18 protein-coding genes are annotated in these 19,473 nt (G+C 61.9%); 10 read left to right on the forward strand and 8 right to left on the reverse strand.

Annotated elements, in window-relative coordinates; all coding sequences use genetic code 11:
- Positions 1 to 60 precede the first annotated feature (60 nt).
- Complete coding sequence (locus tag DP106_RS02550) at positions 61 to 1,362, forward strand: tRNA pseudouridine(54/55) synthase Pus10 (RefSeq protein ID WP_120083189.1); 1,302 nt, start codon at positions 61 to 63, stop codon at positions 1,360 to 1,362.
- Between the two features lie 6 nt (positions 1,363 to 1,368).
- On the forward strand, positions 1,369 to 2,028 hold the full coding sequence (gene rnhB, locus DP106_RS02555) for a ribonuclease HII (RefSeq protein WP_120083190.1): 660 nt from the start codon (positions 1,369 to 1,371) through the stop codon (positions 2,026 to 2,028).
- Here the strand turns inward: rnhB and DP106_RS02560 are convergent.
- The 5 genes from DP106_RS02560 to DP106_RS02580 all read right to left on the reverse strand — a co-directional run bounded on the left by DP106_RS02560 (position 2,025) and on the right by DP106_RS02580 (position 5,968).
- Positions 2,025 to 2,306 (reverse strand): hypothetical protein, encoded by a 282-nt coding sequence (locus DP106_RS02560; RefSeq protein ID WP_120083191.1) that lies wholly within the window; start codon positions 2,304 to 2,306, stop codon positions 2,025 to 2,027. The genes rnhB and DP106_RS02560 overlap by 4 nt on opposite strands.
- A 38-nt stretch (positions 2,307 to 2,344) precedes the next feature.
- Entirely contained in the window at positions 2,345 to 3,919 is a 1,575-nt protein-coding gene (locus DP106_RS02565) for a preprotein translocase subunit SecD (protein WP_276310051.1), read from the reverse strand.
- Positions 3,916 to 4,806, reverse strand: a complete 891-nt coding sequence (gene secF / locus DP106_RS02570; RefSeq protein ID WP_120083193.1) for a protein translocase subunit SecF — start codon at positions 4,804 to 4,806, stop codon at positions 3,916 to 3,918. The genes DP106_RS02565 and secF overlap by 4 nt, the downstream gene beginning before the upstream one ends.
- Before the next feature lie 81 nt (positions 4,807 to 4,887).
- On the reverse strand, positions 4,888 to 5,373 hold the full coding sequence (locus DP106_RS02575) for a DUF5812 family protein (protein WP_120083194.1): 486 nt from the start codon (positions 5,371 to 5,373) through the stop codon (positions 4,888 to 4,890).
- A 58-nt stretch (positions 5,374 to 5,431) separates the two neighbouring features.
- Positions 5,432 to 5,968 carry a hypothetical protein gene (locus tag DP106_RS02580; RefSeq protein WP_120083195.1) on the reverse strand — a complete coding sequence of 179 codons (537 nt, stop codon included), beginning with the start codon at positions 5,966 to 5,968 and terminating at the stop codon, positions 5,432 to 5,434.
- Positions 5,969 to 6,096: 128 nt separating this feature from the next.
- On the opposite strand from DP106_RS02580, the gene serB reads away from it, so the two are divergent.
- The 3 genes from serB (at position 6,097) to DP106_RS02595 (ending at position 10,568) form a co-directional block, all read left to right on the forward strand.
- Positions 6,097 to 6,753: a phosphoserine phosphatase SerB gene (gene serB, locus DP106_RS02585; protein ID WP_120083196.1), complete on the forward strand. Its 657-nt coding sequence runs from the start codon at positions 6,097 to 6,099 to the stop codon at positions 6,751 to 6,753.
- A gap of 44 nt (positions 6,754 to 6,797) precedes the next feature.
- The gene (locus DP106_RS02590; protein WP_120083197.1) at positions 6,798 to 7,832 is read left to right on the forward strand and encodes a Brp/Blh family beta-carotene 15,15'-dioxygenase; all 1,035 of its coding nucleotides are present in this window, start codon (positions 6,798 to 6,800) and stop codon (positions 7,830 to 7,832) included.
- A gap of 240 nt (positions 7,833 to 8,072) precedes the next feature.
- Complete coding sequence (locus tag DP106_RS02595) at positions 8,073 to 10,568, forward strand: DEAD/DEAH box helicase (protein WP_120083199.1); 2,496 nt, start codon at positions 8,073 to 8,075, stop codon at positions 10,566 to 10,568.
- Here DP106_RS02595 and DP106_RS02600 read toward each other — a convergent pair.
- A complete protein-coding gene (locus tag DP106_RS02600) occupies positions 10,565 to 11,239 on the reverse strand; it encodes an Sjogren's syndrome/scleroderma autoantigen 1 family protein (protein WP_120083200.1) in 675 nt (224 codons plus the stop codon). The genes DP106_RS02595 and DP106_RS02600 overlap by 4 nt on opposite strands.
- 91 nt (positions 11,240 to 11,330) lie before the next feature.
- Between DP106_RS02600 and mdh the strand changes: the two genes are divergently transcribed.
- Positions 11,331 to 12,245: a malate dehydrogenase gene (gene mdh / locus DP106_RS02605; RefSeq protein WP_120083201.1), complete on the forward strand. Its 915-nt coding sequence runs from the start codon at positions 11,331 to 11,333 to the stop codon at positions 12,243 to 12,245.
- 42 nt (positions 12,246 to 12,287) lie between these two features.
- Here mdh and DP106_RS02610 read toward each other — a convergent pair whose 3' ends face one another.
- Positions 12,288 to 12,749: a DUF2391 family protein gene (locus DP106_RS02610; RefSeq protein ID WP_120083202.1), complete on the reverse strand. Its 462-nt coding sequence runs from the start codon at positions 12,747 to 12,749 to the stop codon at positions 12,288 to 12,290.
- Positions 12,750 to 12,837: 88 nt separating this feature from the next.
- Here DP106_RS02610 and DP106_RS02615 point away from each other — a divergent pair, with 88 nt between their 5' ends.
- The gene (locus DP106_RS02615) at positions 12,838 to 13,518 is read left to right on the forward strand and encodes a class I SAM-dependent methyltransferase (protein ID WP_120083204.1); all 681 of its coding nucleotides are present in this window, start codon (positions 12,838 to 12,840) and stop codon (positions 13,516 to 13,518) included.
- Positions 13,519 to 13,640: 122 nt separating this feature from the next.
- Here the strand turns inward: DP106_RS02615 and DP106_RS02620 are convergent, their stop codons facing one another.
- On the reverse strand, positions 13,641 to 15,188 hold the full coding sequence (locus tag DP106_RS02620) for a stage II sporulation protein M (protein WP_120083205.1): 1,548 nt from the start codon (positions 15,186 to 15,188) through the stop codon (positions 13,641 to 13,643).
- Between the two features lie 167 nt (positions 15,189 to 15,355).
- On the opposite strand from DP106_RS02620, the gene uvrB reads away from it, so the two are divergent.
- The 3 genes from uvrB to DP106_RS02635 form a co-directional block, all read left to right on the forward strand.
- A complete protein-coding gene (uvrB, locus tag DP106_RS02625; protein ID WP_120083206.1) occupies positions 15,356 to 17,416 on the forward strand; it encodes an excinuclease ABC subunit UvrB in 2,061 nt (686 codons plus the stop codon).
- 96 nt (positions 17,417 to 17,512) lie between these two features.
- Positions 17,513 to 18,088: a hypothetical protein gene (locus tag DP106_RS02630; RefSeq protein ID WP_133305089.1), complete on the forward strand. Its 576-nt coding sequence runs from the start codon at positions 17,513 to 17,515 to the stop codon at positions 18,086 to 18,088.
- Between the two features lie 535 nt (positions 18,089 to 18,623).
- A partial coding sequence (locus DP106_RS02635) for a PAS domain S-box protein (protein WP_120083209.1) occupies positions 18,624 to 19,473 on the forward strand: 850 nt, incomplete at its 3' end.

Consider the following 19,473-nt stretch of genomic DNA (forward strand, 5'->3'; position numbering starts at 1 on the left):
TCCCCAGCGAAGAGTGGTGTGAAGGGCAAGACAATTACTACCGCCGCCACCTCATTCTGTATGGACGCTCTTGCCGAGACTCGCGCGGTCATCGACGCCGGCCCGGTCTGTGATAGCTGTCTGGGCCGTGTGTTCGCCGACCGGAGCTTTGGGCTCTCGAACGCCGATCGGGGAAGCGGGTTGCGCACCGCCGTCGCCATCGCCGACGACGAGCCCTACGAGACGGTTCCCCCCGAGGAGTGTTGGGTCTGTGACGGCGAGTGTGGCCGCTTCGAGGAGTGGGCCGACCGGGCGGTCGCCGCCGTCCAAACCGTTGGCTTTGATACCTACCAGGTCGGTACCCGAACGCCGCCGCTGATCGAGGAAAACGACCGGCTGTTACGCGAGGACGCCGGCGTTGACCCGGACGCCGGCGAGCTGTTCAAATCGAATTTTAACCGGGAGGTTGGCAAGCGACTCGGCCGGCAAACCGACACCGAGGTCGACTTCGACCGCCCCGATATCCAGTTCACCCTTGATCTCGCAAACGATCGTGTCGACAGTCAGATCAACTCCGCGTTCGTCTACGGCCGGTACCGCAAGCTCGAACGTGAGATCCCCCAGACAGAGTGGCCCTGCCGGGAGTGTCACGGCAGCGGCCGGCGGCGCGGCGAGCCCTGCGATCACTGCGGCGGCGAGGGGTATCTTTACCCCGAAAGCGTTGAGCAGCTGACCGCACCCGTCGTTGAGGAGGCGATGGACGGTTCCGACGCAACGTTCCACGGCGCGGGCCGAGAAGACGTAGACGCAAAGATGCTCGGCACGGGTCGGCCGTTCGTGATCGAGATCGACGAACCACACCGCCGGCGGGTTGATGCCGGCGAACTGGAAGCCGACATCAACGCCTTCGCCGACGGCAAGGTCGAAGTCGAGGGGCTGCGGCTGGCCGGCTACGAGATGGTCGAACGCGTCAAAGGGCTCGACGCCTCGAAAACCTACCGGGCCGCCGTCGAGTTCGACGCCGGCGTGAGCGAAACGGATCTCACTAACGCGATCAACGAGATCGACGGCGCGACGATCAAACAGGAGACCCCACAGCGCGTCGACCATCGACGGGCGAGCAAAACCCGCACCCGCGACGTACTGTCGGCGAGTGCCGAACACGATGACGCCCGCCATGCGACGGTCGACATCCACGGCGAAGGCGGCCTCTACATCAAGGAACTCATCTCCAGCGACGACGGGCGAACCGAACCGAGTCTCGCGGGCCTGCTCGGCGTCGGCGCGACGGTGACCGCACTCGACGTGCTCGCCGTCGAGGGCACCGAGGAGTCCTTCGAGCGCGAGGAATTTTTCATCGGTAGCGACGAGGACAACACGTAGACAGCGATGTCAGCGTATCAGATCGGCGTCGACGAAGCCGGCAAAGGCCCGGTCTTGGGCCCGATGGTCGCTGCGGCCGTTCGCGCCGACGACAGCGATCTCCCCGACGGGATCGACGACTCAAAGCGACTGACCGCAGCCACACGCGAGTCGATCGCGGCGGAACTCCAGGAATCGTCGGCGGTCGGAGTCGGCCTCGGTGTTGTCACCACCGACGAGATCGACGATCCAGAGACGGATATGAACAGCCTGACGGTTGCCGCGCAGGTGCGAGCCCTCAGTGAGGTCGCCGGCGAGGGCGACCACGCGCTCGTCGACGCCGGCGACGTGTCGGAATCACGGTTCACGCGTCGTGTTGCCGACGGTGCCGCCGATAACAGCGTTGCGATCGACGTGACAGCCGAGCACGGTGCCGACGAAGCCAGTCGGCTGGTGGGCGCGGCCAGCATCATCGCCAAGGTCGAACGCGACAGCCGGATCGACGCCATTGGTGAAAACTACGACCGCGACATCGGCAGCGGCTATCCGAGCGATCCGACCACCCGCGAGTTCCTCGCCAAATACGTCGACCGCCGCGGTGAGCTGCCGGCCTGTGCGCGTACGTCGTGGGCAACTTGTGAGGACGTGGTGACCGCCGCCGAGCAGTCCAACCTAGCGGAGTTCTAACGGAACGGCGGCAGTCGCCAGCCGTAGGCGATCAACAGGAGCATCACAACAGCAAGGAGACCAAACGCTCCCAGCGGCGCATCGCTGGCAATAAGCCCACCGGTAACGGCTGCAAGGCCGATCCAGCCGACCAACAGCCCACCACCGATCTGAGTGATCGCACGAACCGCACCACGAACGTCGGTGCCACCCTGCTGTTGGAGCTCTTCACGAACCACGCGTCTGATCGCGGCCTCGGTCTCGGGATCAAGCGCTGTGTCGTCGTCAGTGGAGGGCATCACCGGGGTTTTGACAGCGATCAAAAAGAACGTATGGGTTAGCGTTTCGTTAGCAGATTCCGGAGGATGTCGCCGTAGGCCGGGCGGGTGACAAAGACCCCAACCAGTACGCCGAGGATCGTGAAGATAGCAAAGCCGCGAAGATCACCCAACGACAGCACTGCCAGCGGCGACATGGCGATAACCGTCGTTGCGGCGGCAACACCGATGACCCAGAAGGCCTTCTTGAACCGCGAGCTGAAGACGCGGTTACTGGAGACATCGCCCTCGGCCATCACCCCATCGGCGATGATCACGAGGTCGTCGACCCCGGTTCCAAGAACGGCGATAAAGCTCGCGATAACCGACAGATCCAGCGGGTAGCCGAGGTAGGCGGCAAAGCCAAGCAGGATCAACACCTCGGAGAACGCCGTTAGAACCATCGGTGCGGCGACCTGCGGTTCGCGGTAGCGGGCAAAGACGACCCCGGAGACGGTGAGGATAGCGAGAATCCCGATAATCAGCGAGTCGGTACGGAAGTTCTCACCCTGGGTCGGCGAGACAAACGAGGTCGTCCCTTGATCGATCGCCAACGGGGCCGGCAGCGCGCCAGCCCGGAGGTTGATGGCGATCTCTTGGGCTTCCTCAAAGGAGGTCGTTGTCAACACGAAGCTCGGGCTCCGTGCCCAGTCGCCGGTTCGCATACTGTTTGCGAGGTCGCCGTTCATCCCGAAGGAGTTGATCACGTCGCCGTCGACGACGAGTTGGAGACACGAATCAGTGTTCTGTGGACTCTCCTCGTAGCGACAGACCGCCCCGCCCGGCTGGGCGACACCGGTCTCGACGACGCTTGATTGGAATGTTTCAGCGATGCTGTTTTCCTGCCTGATCGAGACCGGCACGCGGGGGTTCGGGCTCCGGTCGTCGGGTTGGCGGGCGTTGCTGATCGAGGCGAAGTCATCCTGCGTCAACACGGCGCGTTCGGTGACATACTCGCCGTCGCCGTTGTTATCGTGGTAGATGTCGATCCGAACGTTCCCGCGTTGTTCGATCAGATCGATCACATCGCTTCGATCCTGTCCTGGTACCTCGATGAGAATGAAGAAGCCGGTGCCGTCGGTGACCTGCTGGACGCTGGCCCCCGAGAGGCCGGCCTGATTGACCTTCCCTTCGATGACGTTGATCGCCTCATCGCGGGTCTCTTGGGTGAGGCCATCACGGATCGTCTCGTAGCTGTAGCCCGCCCCACCGAGGGCCTCGCCAAACTGTGCTTCCGACACGTTGGGGTCGACAGCCTCGACGGTCGGGCCATTGATCGTCCCGCGTCTGACCGTCACGTCTGTCGTATCGCTGTTGGGCAGTTCGTTGGCGACGGCGGCCGCGACGTTCGTGGGAGATTCGTTACCGATCACAACGTTTTCGGCGGTCATCCCGATCAGCGGCGCGCGGATGCGGGTGCCACCGGCAAGATCCAGGCCGTACTGGAGGTTTGTGAGTCGGTCGCCGGTGGTGGCGTTCTCACCGCCGACGTTTGTCTGTGGGGCCATCGTCGGCGAAAATATCATAAACAGCGACACCAGCAGGATGACCGTCAGCAGCGTCAGCCGCCAGTTGGATTTGAGCTTCTCGATCATGCGTTCACCCCGCGGTTGACATACCAGCGCAGCAGACTCACGTTCAACAGATAGGTGTTCATCAGATCGGCAAGCAGACCGACGACGAGGACGATCCCGATGGCGGTCATGATCTGAATGCCGAAGAGATACGCCGCGACGGTCATCACGGCCATCGCCGCGATCGAGGTCAAGGTCATCGTCACCCCGGTTCGCATCGCCCGGCTGGTCGACTCATAGAAGTCACCGGACTCCCGAAGGATGCTGTTGTTGAGGAGGATGTCCGAGTCGACGCTGTACCCGATCAACATGAGCAAGGCGGCGACCGTTCCGAGTGAGAGGTTGATCCCAAGCAGGTTCATCATCGCCAGCGGCAACACCACGTCGGAAAACGCTGAGGCGATGACCGCGACCGATGGCGCGATGCTGCGGAACATCACGAACACCAGCACGCTCATCCCGAGGAACGCGACGAGAACGCCGCCGAGGGCGATCGTCTGGGTATTCGCCCCGAAGCTCGGTGACACCGAGGAGCTGGCCTGAATCGAAAAGCCCGCCGCCTCGGCCTGTTGTTCTAAGACGCTGAGTTGATTGCCGCCGTCAGGCGTGTCGACAGCCCCCTCAGAGAAGGTGAGAATGTAGGTGTCGTCGGCCGCGATCTGTCGCACCGAATCCGGTTGGGCACTGAACGCCGTTTCAATCTGTTGGGCGGCGTTGTCGCCGGGGTCGTCGATCCGAATCTCCGAGCCACCGACGAACTCCAAACCGAGGTTCGCCGGCGCGCCGGTGAGCAGATACCAGCCACCGATTACGAGCAGCGCGACCGCGAGCAACGCCAGCGGCACCGCCACCAGCTGGCGGTTCGAGTACTGGGTGTAGTCGACGGTCGGTACCGAAAGCTGAGCCATATTGTCGGTGGAATACAGGCTTGAATAAGCCTTCTCATATTCCTGGGGCAAAACACGGTGGCAGCGGCGGTCTGGGGCGGACTACGGCAGGTATCGAACGCTGACGACACCGGGTTCAGACCGAACCTCAACGCGGTTGATGCCCAGCCGAGCGGCCCGAGACAGGGTCGCTTCCCGGTCATCGATCACGTCGTCGACGGCGGTGGCGGTGTCCGCATCGGGGACGGTCAGGATGTGTAGCTCGCCGGTGCCGGCTCGCGGTTCGGTCGTCAACTCGCCAACCGGCTGCTCGGCGGCCAGCTCCTGTTCGCGGGCGGTCGGCGGCTCCGCGCTTTCCTCAATCGACAGCGACCGTCGCTCATCGATCTCGGTGAGTTGCCACGAGACCGCCATCGGCGGCTCAGGGGCGACCGTCCCCTCGATAGCGTCGTCGGTCTCAACGCCGGGGTTTGAGGCGAGGGTGTGTACCTGGCCGTCATGGACATCCTTCAGGACGGCCGAGTCGTCGTCAGCATGGGTGACGAGAAACGTGCTCTTCTTCGGGTCGGGTGTCGACTCGTCGGTCATACACACTGGTAGCAGCGGGGGCGTGTTGTCGGTTTCGACCCGGCAGAAAACACTCGCGTTATCGTGAGAGAACGTAGTGGACGGCAGTCATTACGCCTAATAGGCCGGCTGGCGGCGCGATCGCGCCGATCTGCGGGATCGCATACAGAAGAGCAACGATCGGGGCGGTAAGCCCACTCGGTTGCGGACGGGTGACCACCTCACCGTCGAGGGTAAACGACTCGGGCATCGAGATGATCGCCGCGACGTACAGCGAAATCAAGAAGACGCAGCCGAGCACCGCCATGATCGTGTCGTAACGGGGGTGATACGACAGTCCCTTGCGGTGTTTGCGGGCGACCAGCAGCGTCGGCGCGAGCAGCGGCCCGGCGGTGAACAAGCCGACGACGGCGATAAACGTCCGCGACAGCGTCAACGAGCCGCCCGGCGTTGATGCCGTCTGGCCGATCCAGACGACCAACGCGAGGGTGAACAGCCCACCGATAAAGAGCGCGGCCAGCGTGCCAACGATAACATAGAGCCTGAAAAACAGCGAATCACCCTGCCGGAAGGCGTAGGGGAACGCACCGATGACGCCGCGGTAGGCCTCAGCCATTGTTGACGGTAGCGTCGCCGACAAATTAAACGCCCCGGGATCGACCGCCGATAAGCCAGGTCAACTACCGACGAGGCCGATCAGGCGAAGACGGGTGTTTTTCATCCCCCGCCCGCGAAATACGATTAATGAGTCTCATTGCGTTCGATTTTGATGGCACGCTGTCGGACTCGGAGATGACCGTGCTGCTGGGCGAACAGCTTGGCGTCGCCGACGAGATGGCCGACATCACCGAGCGAGCGATGAACGACCAACTCAGCTACGCCGAAAGCCTGCGCAGTCGCGCGGAACTACTGGCCGGGCTGAGCGAGGCCGACGCCGACGACGCCTACAGCGAGGTCGTGCTCCGGCCCGGTGCTGCCGACGTAATCGACCGCCTGCGCGAGGCGGGCCACACGGTCGCCATCTTCACCGGCGGCTTCGAGCGCGGCGTCGCCCACGCCCTCAACGACGCGGGCACCGAGGTCGACCACATCGTCGCCAACGCCCTGCCAATCGAAGACGGCGAGTTGACTGGCGAGGTCACCGGCCCGCTCATCGAGGGGACGAAAGACGACCAACTCGAAGCCCTCGCCGCCGACCTCGGCGTCGAGATGGACGAGACGGTCGCCGTCGGCGACGGCGCGAACGACCTGCCGATGTTAGAGGTCGCCGGCCTCGCGGTCGGCTTCGAGCCGAAACCGGCCGTCGAACCCGCCTGCGACGACGTGGTGGCGACGATGGCGGAGTTAGGCGACCTACTCGAATCGCGCGGTGTCCTGTCGGCGGCCGTCGACAACAGCTAACGAGGACGCCCCGAACTCTTCACGCTTGCCGCTGTCTCACTAGTATGGAGGCCACATGGCACCGCGATTCGGCTGTCGGTCGGCTGACGATGACGCTGCCGATTGCCGTGATCGCACTGCTGATCCCGGTTGGGCTGTTCCTTGATGAACTTCCGAGAGTTGTCCGCTTTGCGCCGTTTGTGGTGAGCGTCGGGCTGTTCGGCCTCCCACACGGCGCGGTCGATCATCTGATGCCGGTTCGGCTCAGCGACACCGCACTGGGACGGTCGCTAGCGGTCGTGAGCATCGTTTATGCCATCTTAGGTGGCCTGTATCTTGCGGTCTGGGCGATCTCGCCGGCTGTCGCGCTGGTGGCGTTTATCGGGATGACATGGTTCCACTGGGGGCAGGGCGACGCCTTCGCGCTGCGAGCCTTCGGCGATGCCGGGCACATTCGCACGCGAAGCGACCGCTGGGCGTCACTGATCGTCCGCGGCGGGCTGCCGATGTTGGTGCCGCTGCTCGGCCAACCGGAGGGCTACCAACGGGTCGTCAACGGCATCATCGCACTATTCGATCCGACGGCGACAGCCGCGGTAACCCCCTTATTTCGGTTGGACACGCGACTCGCCCTCGGGGTCGGATTTGGGGTATTCACCCTCAGTAGCCTGCTGTGGACGGCTCGCCATGTGTGGCAGGGTGACACATCCGCGGAGGGGCTGGTGTGGGACGCAGTGGAAATCGGGGTGTTGTGGGTATTCTTTTGGCTCGTCCCGCCGGTGTTTGCGGTCGGACTATATTTCGCCGTTTGGCATGCGGTGCGACATATCGGTCGGCTGGCGATCGTCGATCCGGCCGCGCAACAGGCACTCGACGCCGGCGAGTGGCCGGCCGCGCTCTGGCGGTTCTATCGGGATGCGACGCCGCTGACGATAGCCTCGCTCGCGCTGTTCGTCGGGCTGTACGTCTGGGTGCCGACCGACGGCTCGCTGAACGCGTTGCTGGCGATCTATCTCGTCGGCATCGCCGTGTTGACGCTGCCGCACGTCGCGGTCGTGACGTGGATGGATCGACAGCAGTACGGAAAAACGTATTACTGATCGACTAACCGATCAAGCCACGCCCTGGCGGACTGAAAGGGCGAGACGCGCTGGGCGAACCCGGACGACGTAAGCACCGCAGCGAACGAAGTGAGCGAGAAGCACAGCGAGTCCCGGGAGCACAGCGCGGCGAGGGCTTTCTATACGTACACACAGCACTCAGCTATCTGTTCAAACACCCCATTCTACTTCCGCCCCGCTCAGCGAACCCTTAAGCCCGATGCTGTCTAACCGTCAATAATGGCGGCCACCGAGGATGTTGGCTACATCGACCATCCACTGCTCACCGACGAGTTCATCGAGCGGCGGCTCTATCAACTCCAGTTGGCCGACGCCGCGAAACAGGGCCACACGCTCGTCTGTCTGCCGACCGGGCTCGGGAAAACGACGGTCAGCCTGCTCGTGACGGCCGAGCGGCTACAGGAAGTCGGCGGCACCGCGCTGCTGCTCGCACCGACGAAACCGCTCGTCTCCCAGCACGCCGAATTCTACCGCGAGGCCTTGCAGATCCCCGACGACGAGATCGTCGTCTTCACCGGCGAGACGCGGCCCGAGGATCGCGCTGAACTGTTCGACTCAGCCCAAATCGTCATCGCCACGCCACAGGTGGTCGAAAACGACCTCGTCGGCAACCGGATTTCACTGGCCGACGTGACGCATCTCACCTTCGACGAGTGCCACCGCGGCACCGGCGACTACGCCTACGTCTACATCGCCGAGCGGTACCACGCCGACGCCGAGCGGCCGCTCGTGACAGCGATGAGCGCGTCGCCGGGCGGCACAAAAGAAGATATCGAGACCATCTGTGAGAACCTCGGTCTCGACGGCGTCGAGGTGATGACCGAAGACGACGCCGACGTTGACGAGTTCACCCACGACACCGATGTCGAGTGGAAACGGATCGACCTCCCACAGGAACTGCTCGATATTCGGGACGGCCTCAACGAGGTGATCTCGGATCGACTCGAACAACTACGCGAACTCGGCGTGACGAAGGCGACGAGCCCTGACATCTCCCAGAAACAGCTCAACAAGATCAGCGCGGAGTTACGAAAGCTGATGGACAACGACCAGTCGGAGGGGTATCAGGGGATGTCAACGCACGCCGAGATCATGAAGCTCCGGCGGGCAGTGACACTCGTCGAAACCCAGAGCGTCGAATCCGTCCGGCGGTATTTCGAACGCCAGCGCAACGCCGCCGAGAGTTCGGGCGCGTCGAAGGCCAGCCAGCGACTCGTTGCTGAGCCGAAGGTTCGCGAGGCGATGCGGAAGATCGAGTCGTTCGACGACCGCCATCCCAAGTTCTCCCAGACGCGAATCCTGCTGGCCGAGACGCTGGGCATCAACAACGGCGAGCGCGTGATCGTCTTCACCGAATCGCGGGACACCGCTGAAGCCCTGACCGAATTCCTCGGCCAGCACTTCGACACCGAGCGGTTCGTCGGCCAAGGCGACAAGGAGGGCTCCGACGGGATGACCCAGACCGAACAGCAGGAGACCTTAGACCGGTTCCGCAACAACGAATTTGATGTCCTGGTCTCGACCTCAGTCGCCGAGGAAGGGCTTGACGTACCGGAAGTCGATCTCGTGCTGTTCTACGAGCCGGTGCCGACAGCGATCCGGTCGATCCAGCGGAAAGGGCGAACGGGGCGGCAGACGACCGGCCGCGTCGTCGTCCTGCTGGCCAACGACACCCGCGACGAGGCGTACTTCTGGATCGCCCGCCGCAAGGAGAAACAGATGGAGTCGGAGCTCCGGAAGCTGAAAGGCGTCGCCGACGAGGTCGAAGCGGAGTTAGACGACTCTCAATCCGCGCTCGATCAGTTCGACGGCGAGGCCGGCGACACGAGCGATAGCACCACTCCGTCGATAGCGACAAACGGCGGCAGCGACGCCGGGAGCCAGCCCGGCTTAGCGGATTTCGGCAAAGCCGAGGACGAAAGCGAGACAAACGAGACCGAGGATGAACAGACCACCGAGAGCGACATCAACGCTATCAACGGCAGCAACACAGACAGCCAAAATAGCGACAGCACCGACGACGCCGACGACGAAATCGTTGCCAACGCCGGCACCGGCACTGACGAGGTCGAGATCGTCGCCGACCAACGCGAGTTGGAGTCGACGGTCGCCCGCGACCTCTCGAAGCGCGAGGAGGTCACAACGCGGCTCGAAACGCTGGCAGTCGGCGACTACGTGCTGTCGGATCGTGTCGCCGTCGAGCGCAAATCGGTCGCGGACTTCCTCGATACGCTGACCGGCGGCGACCGCTCGATGTTCGAGCAGGTCGGCGACCTCGTCCGCAACTACAGCCGCCCTATCGTCATCGTCGAGGGCGACGACCTCTACGGCGAGCGCAACGTCCACCCGAACGCGATCCGTGGCGCGCTGTCGAGTCTGGCGGTCGATTTCAACGCGAGCATCCTCCGCACCGACGACGAGAGCGACACCGCGGAGTTGCTGGCGACAATCGCCCGCCGCGAACAGGAAACCCGCGATCGAGAAGTCTCGGTTCACGGCGAAAAGAGCACGAAAACGACCGCCGAACAACAGGAGTACGTCGTTGCCTCGATCGCCGACATCGGCCCGGTGACCGCGCGGTCACTGCTTGAGGAGTTCGGAACGGTCGAAGCCGTGATGACCGCACGGGAGGACGACCTACTGGAAGCCGACGGCGTCGGCGAGGTGACCGCGGAGAAAATTCGTGAGGTTGTCGGGAGTGAGTACGAGCCTTAGTTGAATTCGAGTGCACGCAACGTCTCGGCGGCTTCACGGGCGGCCGACAAGAGTTTCTTCGCACGGCGGGGATCATCGGTCTCAGCCGCGCGCTGAGAGAATCGTGTGACGGTGGCCGCAAGCGACTGCCGAGCGTCGTGAAGGCCACTATCGCCAGCGGTTGCCGGCGACGACGGCTGTGGCGTCGATTGGGATGATTGTGGCGTCGACTGTGACGATTGGGTGGCGGTTGGTTGCGACGACTGCATGGCCGGCGATTGTGGCGTGTTGATAGTGGGTTGAGTGTCGGCCTGCGTCGACTGGCCGTTTGTTGTGGGTTGGCTTGGTGTCGACTGACTCGGCTGTGCGGTGGTATCGGCTGGCTGCTCAGGTGTCGACTCAGCATCCGCGGGTCGGGGGGTATCAGTGTCACCCGGCTGGTCGGTGATGGGCTGCTGTGTTCCGTCGCTTTTGACAGCCGCCTGTTGGCTGTCGGCTTGACAGGTCGGGCAGAACGTCTGGCCGTTATGTCGGAACAGGGGATCACCGCAGCTGTCGCAGTGCTGATTTGTCATCGTCGCCCCTTTCAACAGCAGCTCGCTCATCCGCTTGGTGTTGGCCCGCTTGTCCTCGTCGTCGGCGTACTTCTTCCGGAGCTTCTCGCGTTCTGCTTCCTTATCGAAGTCGCTCATACTCCGACGAAAGGGTGGTGTCCGGAAAAACACAGCGGCTCCAACCTGTCGCACCGAAACGCTTACTCGAAATCCGGGCGCATACCAACCCATGACAAAAGTATCAATCGTCGGTGCCGCCGGCACCGTCGGCGCGGCAGCAGGCTACAGCCTCGCACTCCAAGATGTCGTCGACGAACTCGTTTTCGTCGATATCCCGGATATGGAAGACAAGACGGTCGGGCAAGCCGCCGACACCAACCACGGGATCGCCTACGACTCAAACACGGTCGTCCGGCAGGGCGAGTACGCCGACACCGCCGGCAGCGACGTGGTCGTCATCACCGCAGGCATCCCGCGCTCGCCGGGGGACACCCGGCTGGATCTCGCCGAGGACAACGCGCCGATCATGGAGGATATCGGCGCGTCGCTGGCCGAGCACAACGACGAGTTCATCACCGTCACAACGTCGAACCCGGTCGATCTGCTGAACCGCCACCTCTATGAGACAGGTGACCGCCCGCGAGGCCACGTCATCGGGTTCGGTGGCCGACTGGATTCGGCGCGGTTCCGCTACGTCCTCAGCCAGCGGTTCGACACCCAGGTGCAAAATGTCGAGGCGACGATTCTCGGCGAACACGGCGACACACAGGTGCCGGTCTTCTCGAAGGTGCGCGTCAACGGCCACGATCCAGAGTTCGATGCCGACGAGAAAGACGAGATCCTCGCCGACCTCCAGCAGTCGGCGATGGACGTGATCGAGCGGAAGGGCGCGACCCAGTGGGGGCCGGCAACGGGCGTCGCCCACACCGTCGAGGCCATCCTCAACGACACCGGCGAGGTGCTGCCCTGCTCGGTCGTCCTCGACGGCGAGTTTGGTCACGACGATACCGCCTTCGGCGTTCCGATAAAACTCGGCAGCGACGGCGTCGAGACGGTCGTTGACTGGGGGCTCGACGACTACGAGACGGAACTGATGGCTGACGCCGCCGAGAAGCTACAGGAGCAGTACAACCGCATCGCCTGAGCGTGCGGCAGGGAACCTGAAACAGAAGGCTGAGACAGCGCGTTAGAACACACTGTCGGCGGTTGCCGCCCCAACAACGCTAAACACCGCGCCGATGCTGATCGCGCGGAACGTGACCGTGGCGACCTCAGCGAGCGGGACAGCCGGCGGGGAACCCACAAACGTCGCCGGCGCGTCGAAGATGCCCGCGAGGATCGCTACCGAACCAAAAGCAACGATCATCAGCGAGATAAACCGGATCGGCACCCCGACGACCTGCTGTTCGTCATCGGGGTCGCGTTTCGTGTCGGCTTGGTAGAGCGTACCGTAGCCGATCAGCGACACAAGCAGAACGTTGAGTGCAGCCTGCAGGTGGCTCATACTCGCCGCTAGCGTCCAGACCTCCTCGGTGACGACAAACGGGCCGGCCAACAGAAACCCGCCGACAAGCTGCTGGGCGGAATCAGCCAGTCGAAACTGGCGTCTGAGCTGCGTCCCGGAGGGAAGCACGTGGCGAGGGCGCATACGAGGAGCACGGACGGCGGCAGTATAAAATCGGAGGCTGTCGCCGACAATGGGGATGTGTTTAGGGATCGGCGACCAATATCCAACTATGAGCGCACGCGAGGAGTTCGACAGTTGGGCTGCCGAGGGCCGCGACAAGGGAATGGAGGATCGCCACTGGCATACCGCCAAACACGTCCTCGCACGGATGCCAGTCGAGGCCGGCGACGCGGTCGTCGACCTTGGGACGGGTAGCGGCTACGCGCTGCGGGCCCTCCGGGAGACCGCCGATATCGGCCGCGGCTACGGCCTCGACGGTGCCCCAGAGATGGCACGCAACGCCGCCGACTACACCGACGACGACGCTGTCGGCTTTCTTGTCGGTGACTTTGACGCCCTGCCGTTGGCCGACAACAGCGTCGATCACGTCTTCTCGATGGAGGCGTTCTACTACGCCCGCGATCCGATCCATACGCTTACAGAGATCCGGCGGATGCTCCGACCGGGCGGGACGTTCTACTGTGCGGTCAACTACTACGAGGAAAACGAGGCGAGCCACACCTGGCAGGACAACATCGCGATCGAGATGACACGCTGGAACAGGGCGGAGTACCGCGCAGCATTTGACGAGGCCGGTCTCCATGTTGCTGAACAGGATACCATCGCCGACCGCGAGATCGACATCCCGCCGGCCGAGGCGTTCCCAACTGAGGACTGGGAGACGCGAGCGGCGATGATCGATCGCTACCGGACGTGGGGCACGCTGCTAACCGTCGGTGTTGCCCCATAGTATTGTAGCGCACGGTAAAGCCAGACACTCGGGCAGCGTCGTGGGGCTAAGCAGGCACCGTATCGAGTACTGGCCAACCGACCGTGTCGCCGAGAAGATCGGTACGAAGCGAGAGTGTTGACTCACAGCACCGCCGCCGCGACCATCGGCGTCAGAAACGCCTCGATGAGCGCGGCAACAACGAGGACAACCGCTAATCCGAGCAACACACGATAGGCCATCCTGAAAGCGTCAACAAATCGTGAGAGCGTCGCCCGGCCGGTGACAACGTCAAGCGCGACAGCCGCGATATGGAACCCGAGCCCGCCGGCGATGAAGATGGCCGGGAGCTCGATGATCCCATGTGGGGCGACCAACGCGAGGAACGCCGTCGAGTCGATAACGCCGTACAGCCCGCCGATGAGCGCGCCGTTGAGCAGCATATCAACGCCTGTTGACACGCCGAGGGCAACCCCACCGAAGGCGGCCGTCGCCGACACAAGCCAATTGTTGGCCGCCAGCATGACGAACGTGTCGACGGGGTAGCTGCCAAACACCATGCTCGGCTCGGCTGGCGTCGGAAACTCCGCACCAAAGCCGCTTGTCGTCTGAAACCCGATGATCGCAGCAGCAGCAAAGACGGCTGTCGCAAACAGCACCGACAGCGGCGCCTGCCGGAGGAACCCACCGAGCGCGCCCACCCCGTCGCGGAAGGCGGCGACGAAACGAGTGCGGTGGGGCGTGGTCGGGGCGGCCACAGATGAGGAGTCGACCGCCGGCGAGTCATCCGCTCCAGCCACGATCGGGAACGACCGATCGGCGTAGATGCCAAACTTCACGATATCGAGAAACGGCAACAACAGCAGCGGCCCGACCAGTCCCGAGAGCTGTGAGACCCCAAACAGCGAGAACAGCGAGCCGAGGATCGACAGCACCGCAAACACGGTGAGCGCGACAAGAACATAGCCGGCAAACGCCCATGGGCGTCCGAAGGGAAGGCGCACACTCCGGCGAACACCACCGACCAGTCCGACATCGTCGACGACGATGGACTGGCCAGCAAAGAGCAACAGGAGTGAACTTACCACGATGAGGCCGCCGCCGAGGAGAACGCCGACGACGGTAGCAGTGGCACCGGCAGCCGGCGAGAGTGAAAGCAGACTCACACCGATCACAATCGGGACAAGGCCGAGCACGGTAACCAGTGTTTGGAGGATCGACAGCCCGACAAACGACGACCAGTCGGCGACAAGCCCCGCAAGGGCTGTGTGAACCCCGTCGTCGCCGTTGAGCGCGCCGTAGATGCCGTGAAGAGCGACCGCATTCGAGAGGCCGGTGGCAACGACGCCGACGAGCAGCGCGCTCCCGACACCGACGACCAACAGGGCGATGATGGCCGGCGAAAACACGTCGACGACAGCTGATTCGAGCCCTGCTGGGATATCCGGCTGCGTTGCGCCCATCGCCGCAGGGTCGATATCGGTTGTTTGAACGTATGATTCGAGTTCGGTCACCAGCGCTTCGAGGCGGCCATCGTTGACAAGCAAGACGAGGACAGCACCGATCGACACCACCAGCGGGACACGGACGGTGGCGGTTAACCCGATCCCGAGCAGATAGACCGGCAGCACGTCTGCCGGACGGTCAACGAGGAGCCGAAGGCCGGTTTGGAGGGCGGATCCAACGGTCACGCATTGTTGTAGTTGTCGGGGGCTCCTAATGGCTCCGAATCACCGCGAACACAGTGGGCGATCACAGCCTATGTGGGCGTTTTGCAGTCGAAACAGAGGGGGTTGACACCGAGACACGTATCGCTGCCACCGGGGTCGTCAAGTGCGTTCGCCACCAACCATCGCCAATGAGTGATGCGGACGCCGCCCCCCTCCAACCTGACCGGCCGGGGGAGGATCGCCCTTTCACCGTCGACGCGCCGTTCGAGCCCGCTGGCGACCAGCCAGACGCCATCGAGCAGTTGGTCGCGGGCTACGAGTCGGGGATGGACGAACAGACGCTGCTCGGCGTGACTGGCTCGGGCAAGACAAACACTGTCTCGTGGGTTATCGAGGAACTCGACACACCGACGCTCGTCTTAGCGCACAACAAGACGCTGGCGGCCCAGCTCTACGAGGAGTTTCGAGAGCTGTTTCCCGACAACGCCGTCGAATACTTCGTTTCGTACTACGACTACTACCAGCCGGAGGCGTACGTCGAACAGACCGACACCTACATCGACAAGGATATGTCGATCAACGAGGAAATCGAGCGACTGCGACACTCCGCCACCCGGTCGCTGTTGACGCGAGATGACGTGATCGTCGTCGCCTCCGTCTCGGCGATCTATGGGCTCGGCGATCCGGGCAACTACCGGAAGCTGGCCCTCGAACTGACGACGGGCCAGCAGATCGACCGCGACGACCTCCTCGGTCGGCTGGTCGATCTCAACTACGAGCGCAACGACGTTGACTTCCAGCAGGGTTCCTTTCGGGTGCGCGGCGACACCGTCGAGATCTTCCCGATGTACGGTCGCTACGCCGTCCGTGTAGAGTTTTGGGGCGATGAGATCGACCGCCTGCTGAAGATCGACACACTCACCGGCGAGGTACAATCAACCGAGCCGGCGGCGCTTATCCACCCCGCAGAGCATTATTCGATCCCCGAGGGGACGCTTGAACAGGCGATCGAGGAGATCGAGCGGCTGATGGACGACCGGGTTCGGTACTTCGAGCGCGAGGGCGATCTCGTCGCGGCCCAGCGGATCGAAGAGCGGACGACCTTCGATATCGAGATGCTGCAAGAAACAGGGTACTGCTCGGGGATCGAGAACTATTCCGTTCACATGTCGGATCGGGACTCGGGTGAGGCCCCCTACACGCTGCTCGATTACTTCCCCGATGATTTCCTGTGTGTTGTCGATGAATCACACGTTACCTTGCCACAGATCAAGGGTCAGTACGAGGGCGACAAATCCCGCAAAGACTCGCTGGTCGAAAACGGGTTCCGGCTGCCGACGGCCTACGACAACCGCCCGCTGACCTTCGAGGAGTTTGAGCAGAAAACCGAGCGGATGCTCTACGTGAGCGCGACCCCCGGCGACTACGAGCTAGAACACTCCGAACAGGTCGCCGAACAGATTGTCCGGCCGACCTACCTTGTCGATCCCGGCGTCGAAACCGCGCCCGCAACCGGCCAGATCGACGACCTGACCGACCGCATCAACGAGCGGATCGACCGGGACGAGCGGACACTCGTCACGACGCTCACCAAGCGGATGGCCGAAGATCTCACCGAGTATCTCGAGGAAAGCGGCGTCAACGTCGCTTACATGCACGACGAAACCGACACGCTGGAACGCCACGAGTTGATCCGGAGCCTCCGGCTCGGCGAGATCGACGTGTTAGTCGGAATCAATCTCCTGCGTGAAGGGCTGGATATCCCTGAAGTCTCACTCGTCGCGATTCTCGACGCCGATCAGGAGGGCTTTCTCCGCTCGGAGACAACACTCGTCCAGACGATGGGGCGAGCCGCCCGCAACGTCAACGGCGAAGTCGTCCTCTATGCCGATGAGACGACTGACGCGATGGAGGCCGCTATCGACGAAACCCGGCGTCGCCGCCGCATTCAACGCGAGTTCAACGAGGAGCATGGCCACGAACCGACAACCATCGACAAAGCCATCGGCGAGACGAACCTGCCGGGGGCGAAAACCGACACCGACGGCGTCGCGAGCGAGGCACCGACAACCGACGACGAGGCCGCCCACCAGATCGAGCAGTTGGAAGATCGCATGCAGGAGGCCGCTAACAACCTCGAATTCGAACTCGCCGCCGACATCCGTGATCGGATTCGGGAGTTGCGACAGGAGTTCGACCTCGATGGCGGTGACGAAGGCGTTGCACCCGAAACAGAGCCGGATTTCTGAAACGACCGATCGGGCTCTCTGTTGTGGAGGTGTTCAAACGTAGCATCAGCCCTCCAACGGCCATGAGATTAAGCACGTCCTGTGACTACATACCATATGCCGATGGGAATCGTCGGAAAGGAAGAGTTAGCCCGAGAGGTGACGGCCGCGCTCGGAGATTGGACACCGACGCAAGCACACGAACAGGAGGCTGCGTTTCAGGACGACCTCCATGAGTATCTTGACGCCCGACTGAATGCCGGCGGCGGAAAGATCCTCGATTCGGGTGGTAACTTCGTGGTCGACAGGGTGAATAGCGATCTTGATTGTGATGTCGTCGTCAGCGATACAATTGGCATTACGGTCAGACAGGATCTCGTGGCTGATGAGATCAAACGGCTGGCTGAACAGGTTCGGGAGTATCAAAAATCATACACTCATGTTGTGGTCATTGCCTGCGGCAGTATTGATGATGACGTGTGGGAACAGCTGCAAATCACGTATCAAGACCAACACGGAATGAATAACGATCCTGGGAGCACCCCGGTGATGTTCCTTCGGCGTCGTGAGGTGAGCTACGGTAACGGTAAGAGCGCTGCGGATTACCAACAACCGGCTGACACGACCGGAGAGAGTCTCCTTGAGATGACAGTGTCAGCGATCCAGCGTCGGGTTCGACGATTAAAACGGTGAGACGGGGGGCGTTGTTCGTGCTTCTATCCCGGTCTTAACCTATCCACTGACCAGTTGGTGGCAGCATACGGGGGCCAGTACTTCAGTATCCTGATAGACCAATGGAAGCGGTGACCCAATGGAGCAGAAAGCATGGCAAGCACTGATCCGACGAAAGCGACGCTGGTTGTGTGGCAAGATCGCCGGATCGGTTTGAGGAGCCGACGAATACGAGCACCTGTCCACCATCCAGTGGGCCGCTAACGAGTACGACAGTCACAGAAGAATCGTTGAGTTGCGGTATCGCTTTCGGTAAGGAAATTCTGACAACCGGCGACCGCCGCGGTGGCTCCGACAGAACACGTTGTGAGGAACGTGCGTCGATGGACACTTCGGGGTTGGTGTAGTCATCGAAAACCCTTTCAAGCGGTTAGATCGGACGTTGTGTTATACGATACAGCCAGCGTTCGGAACCTAGTAAAGTTAGAATTTTATATCGGTTTTATCTAACAAATACAGCATGCATACTTAATTACCCATAGAGGATTTACAGATTATGGACGAGGTACCGAGCCAGTTTGAGTCGATGGATGTCGGGATCTTGATCCACGACCCACACACTGGTGGAATTCTCTATGCTAATCACTATGCAGAAGACATCTTTGGGTATGCGAAAGACGAGCTACAGGATATGGACATCTCTACGTTCAGTTCCGAGTCATTTTCCCAAGAAGAAGCAGTTCAACGGATTCGAGCCGCTGCGGACGGACATTCACAGCAGTTTGAGTGGCGGCATAAGCGACCGACAGGGGAATTATTTTGGGTTGAGGTTCGACTCTCTGAGGTTACGATCAACGATGAACTGTATGTCATAGCCATCGTACGGGACATCACGGAGTATAAGATGACCCTAAGACACCTCCGTGTACTCACTCGGATCACGCGTCACAATCTCAGAAATAAATTGAATGTTATCAGTGGCTTTCTTGCGGAGTTTGATGTTGATGATAAGGACGCTGACCAACGTATCCATGATCGAATTACTCGAAATGTAACGGAACTGCTTGATCTGACACAGTGGATCGACACCGTGAGGTCAGCTACGCGGATCACCACCCCTGTCGAAACCTGTGATATCGCACAGATGGTGCATGAGGTTGGGGAACGGTATCGACGTGAAAATGAAGCCATTACGTGGCAGCTGGAGGGTGAGGAGATCGTCGTCGCTGCTGACCCCAAGATCAAAACCGCAGTTGAGGAACTTGTTGAGAATGCGGTTCAGCACAACCCACACGATGGATTAGAGATAACGCTCGCTGTGACACAGGGTGAGGATAACGAACAGGCCACCCGTTATCGCCTAAGCTCCAGACAGCCCATTAGCTCGGTAGCAGAGACAAATATGC

The sequence above is a fragment of the Halonotius pteroides genome (assembly GCF_003605635.1).
Classification (GTDB): Archaea; Halobacteriota; Halobacteria; order Halobacteriales; family Haloferacaceae; genus Halonotius; species Halonotius pteroides.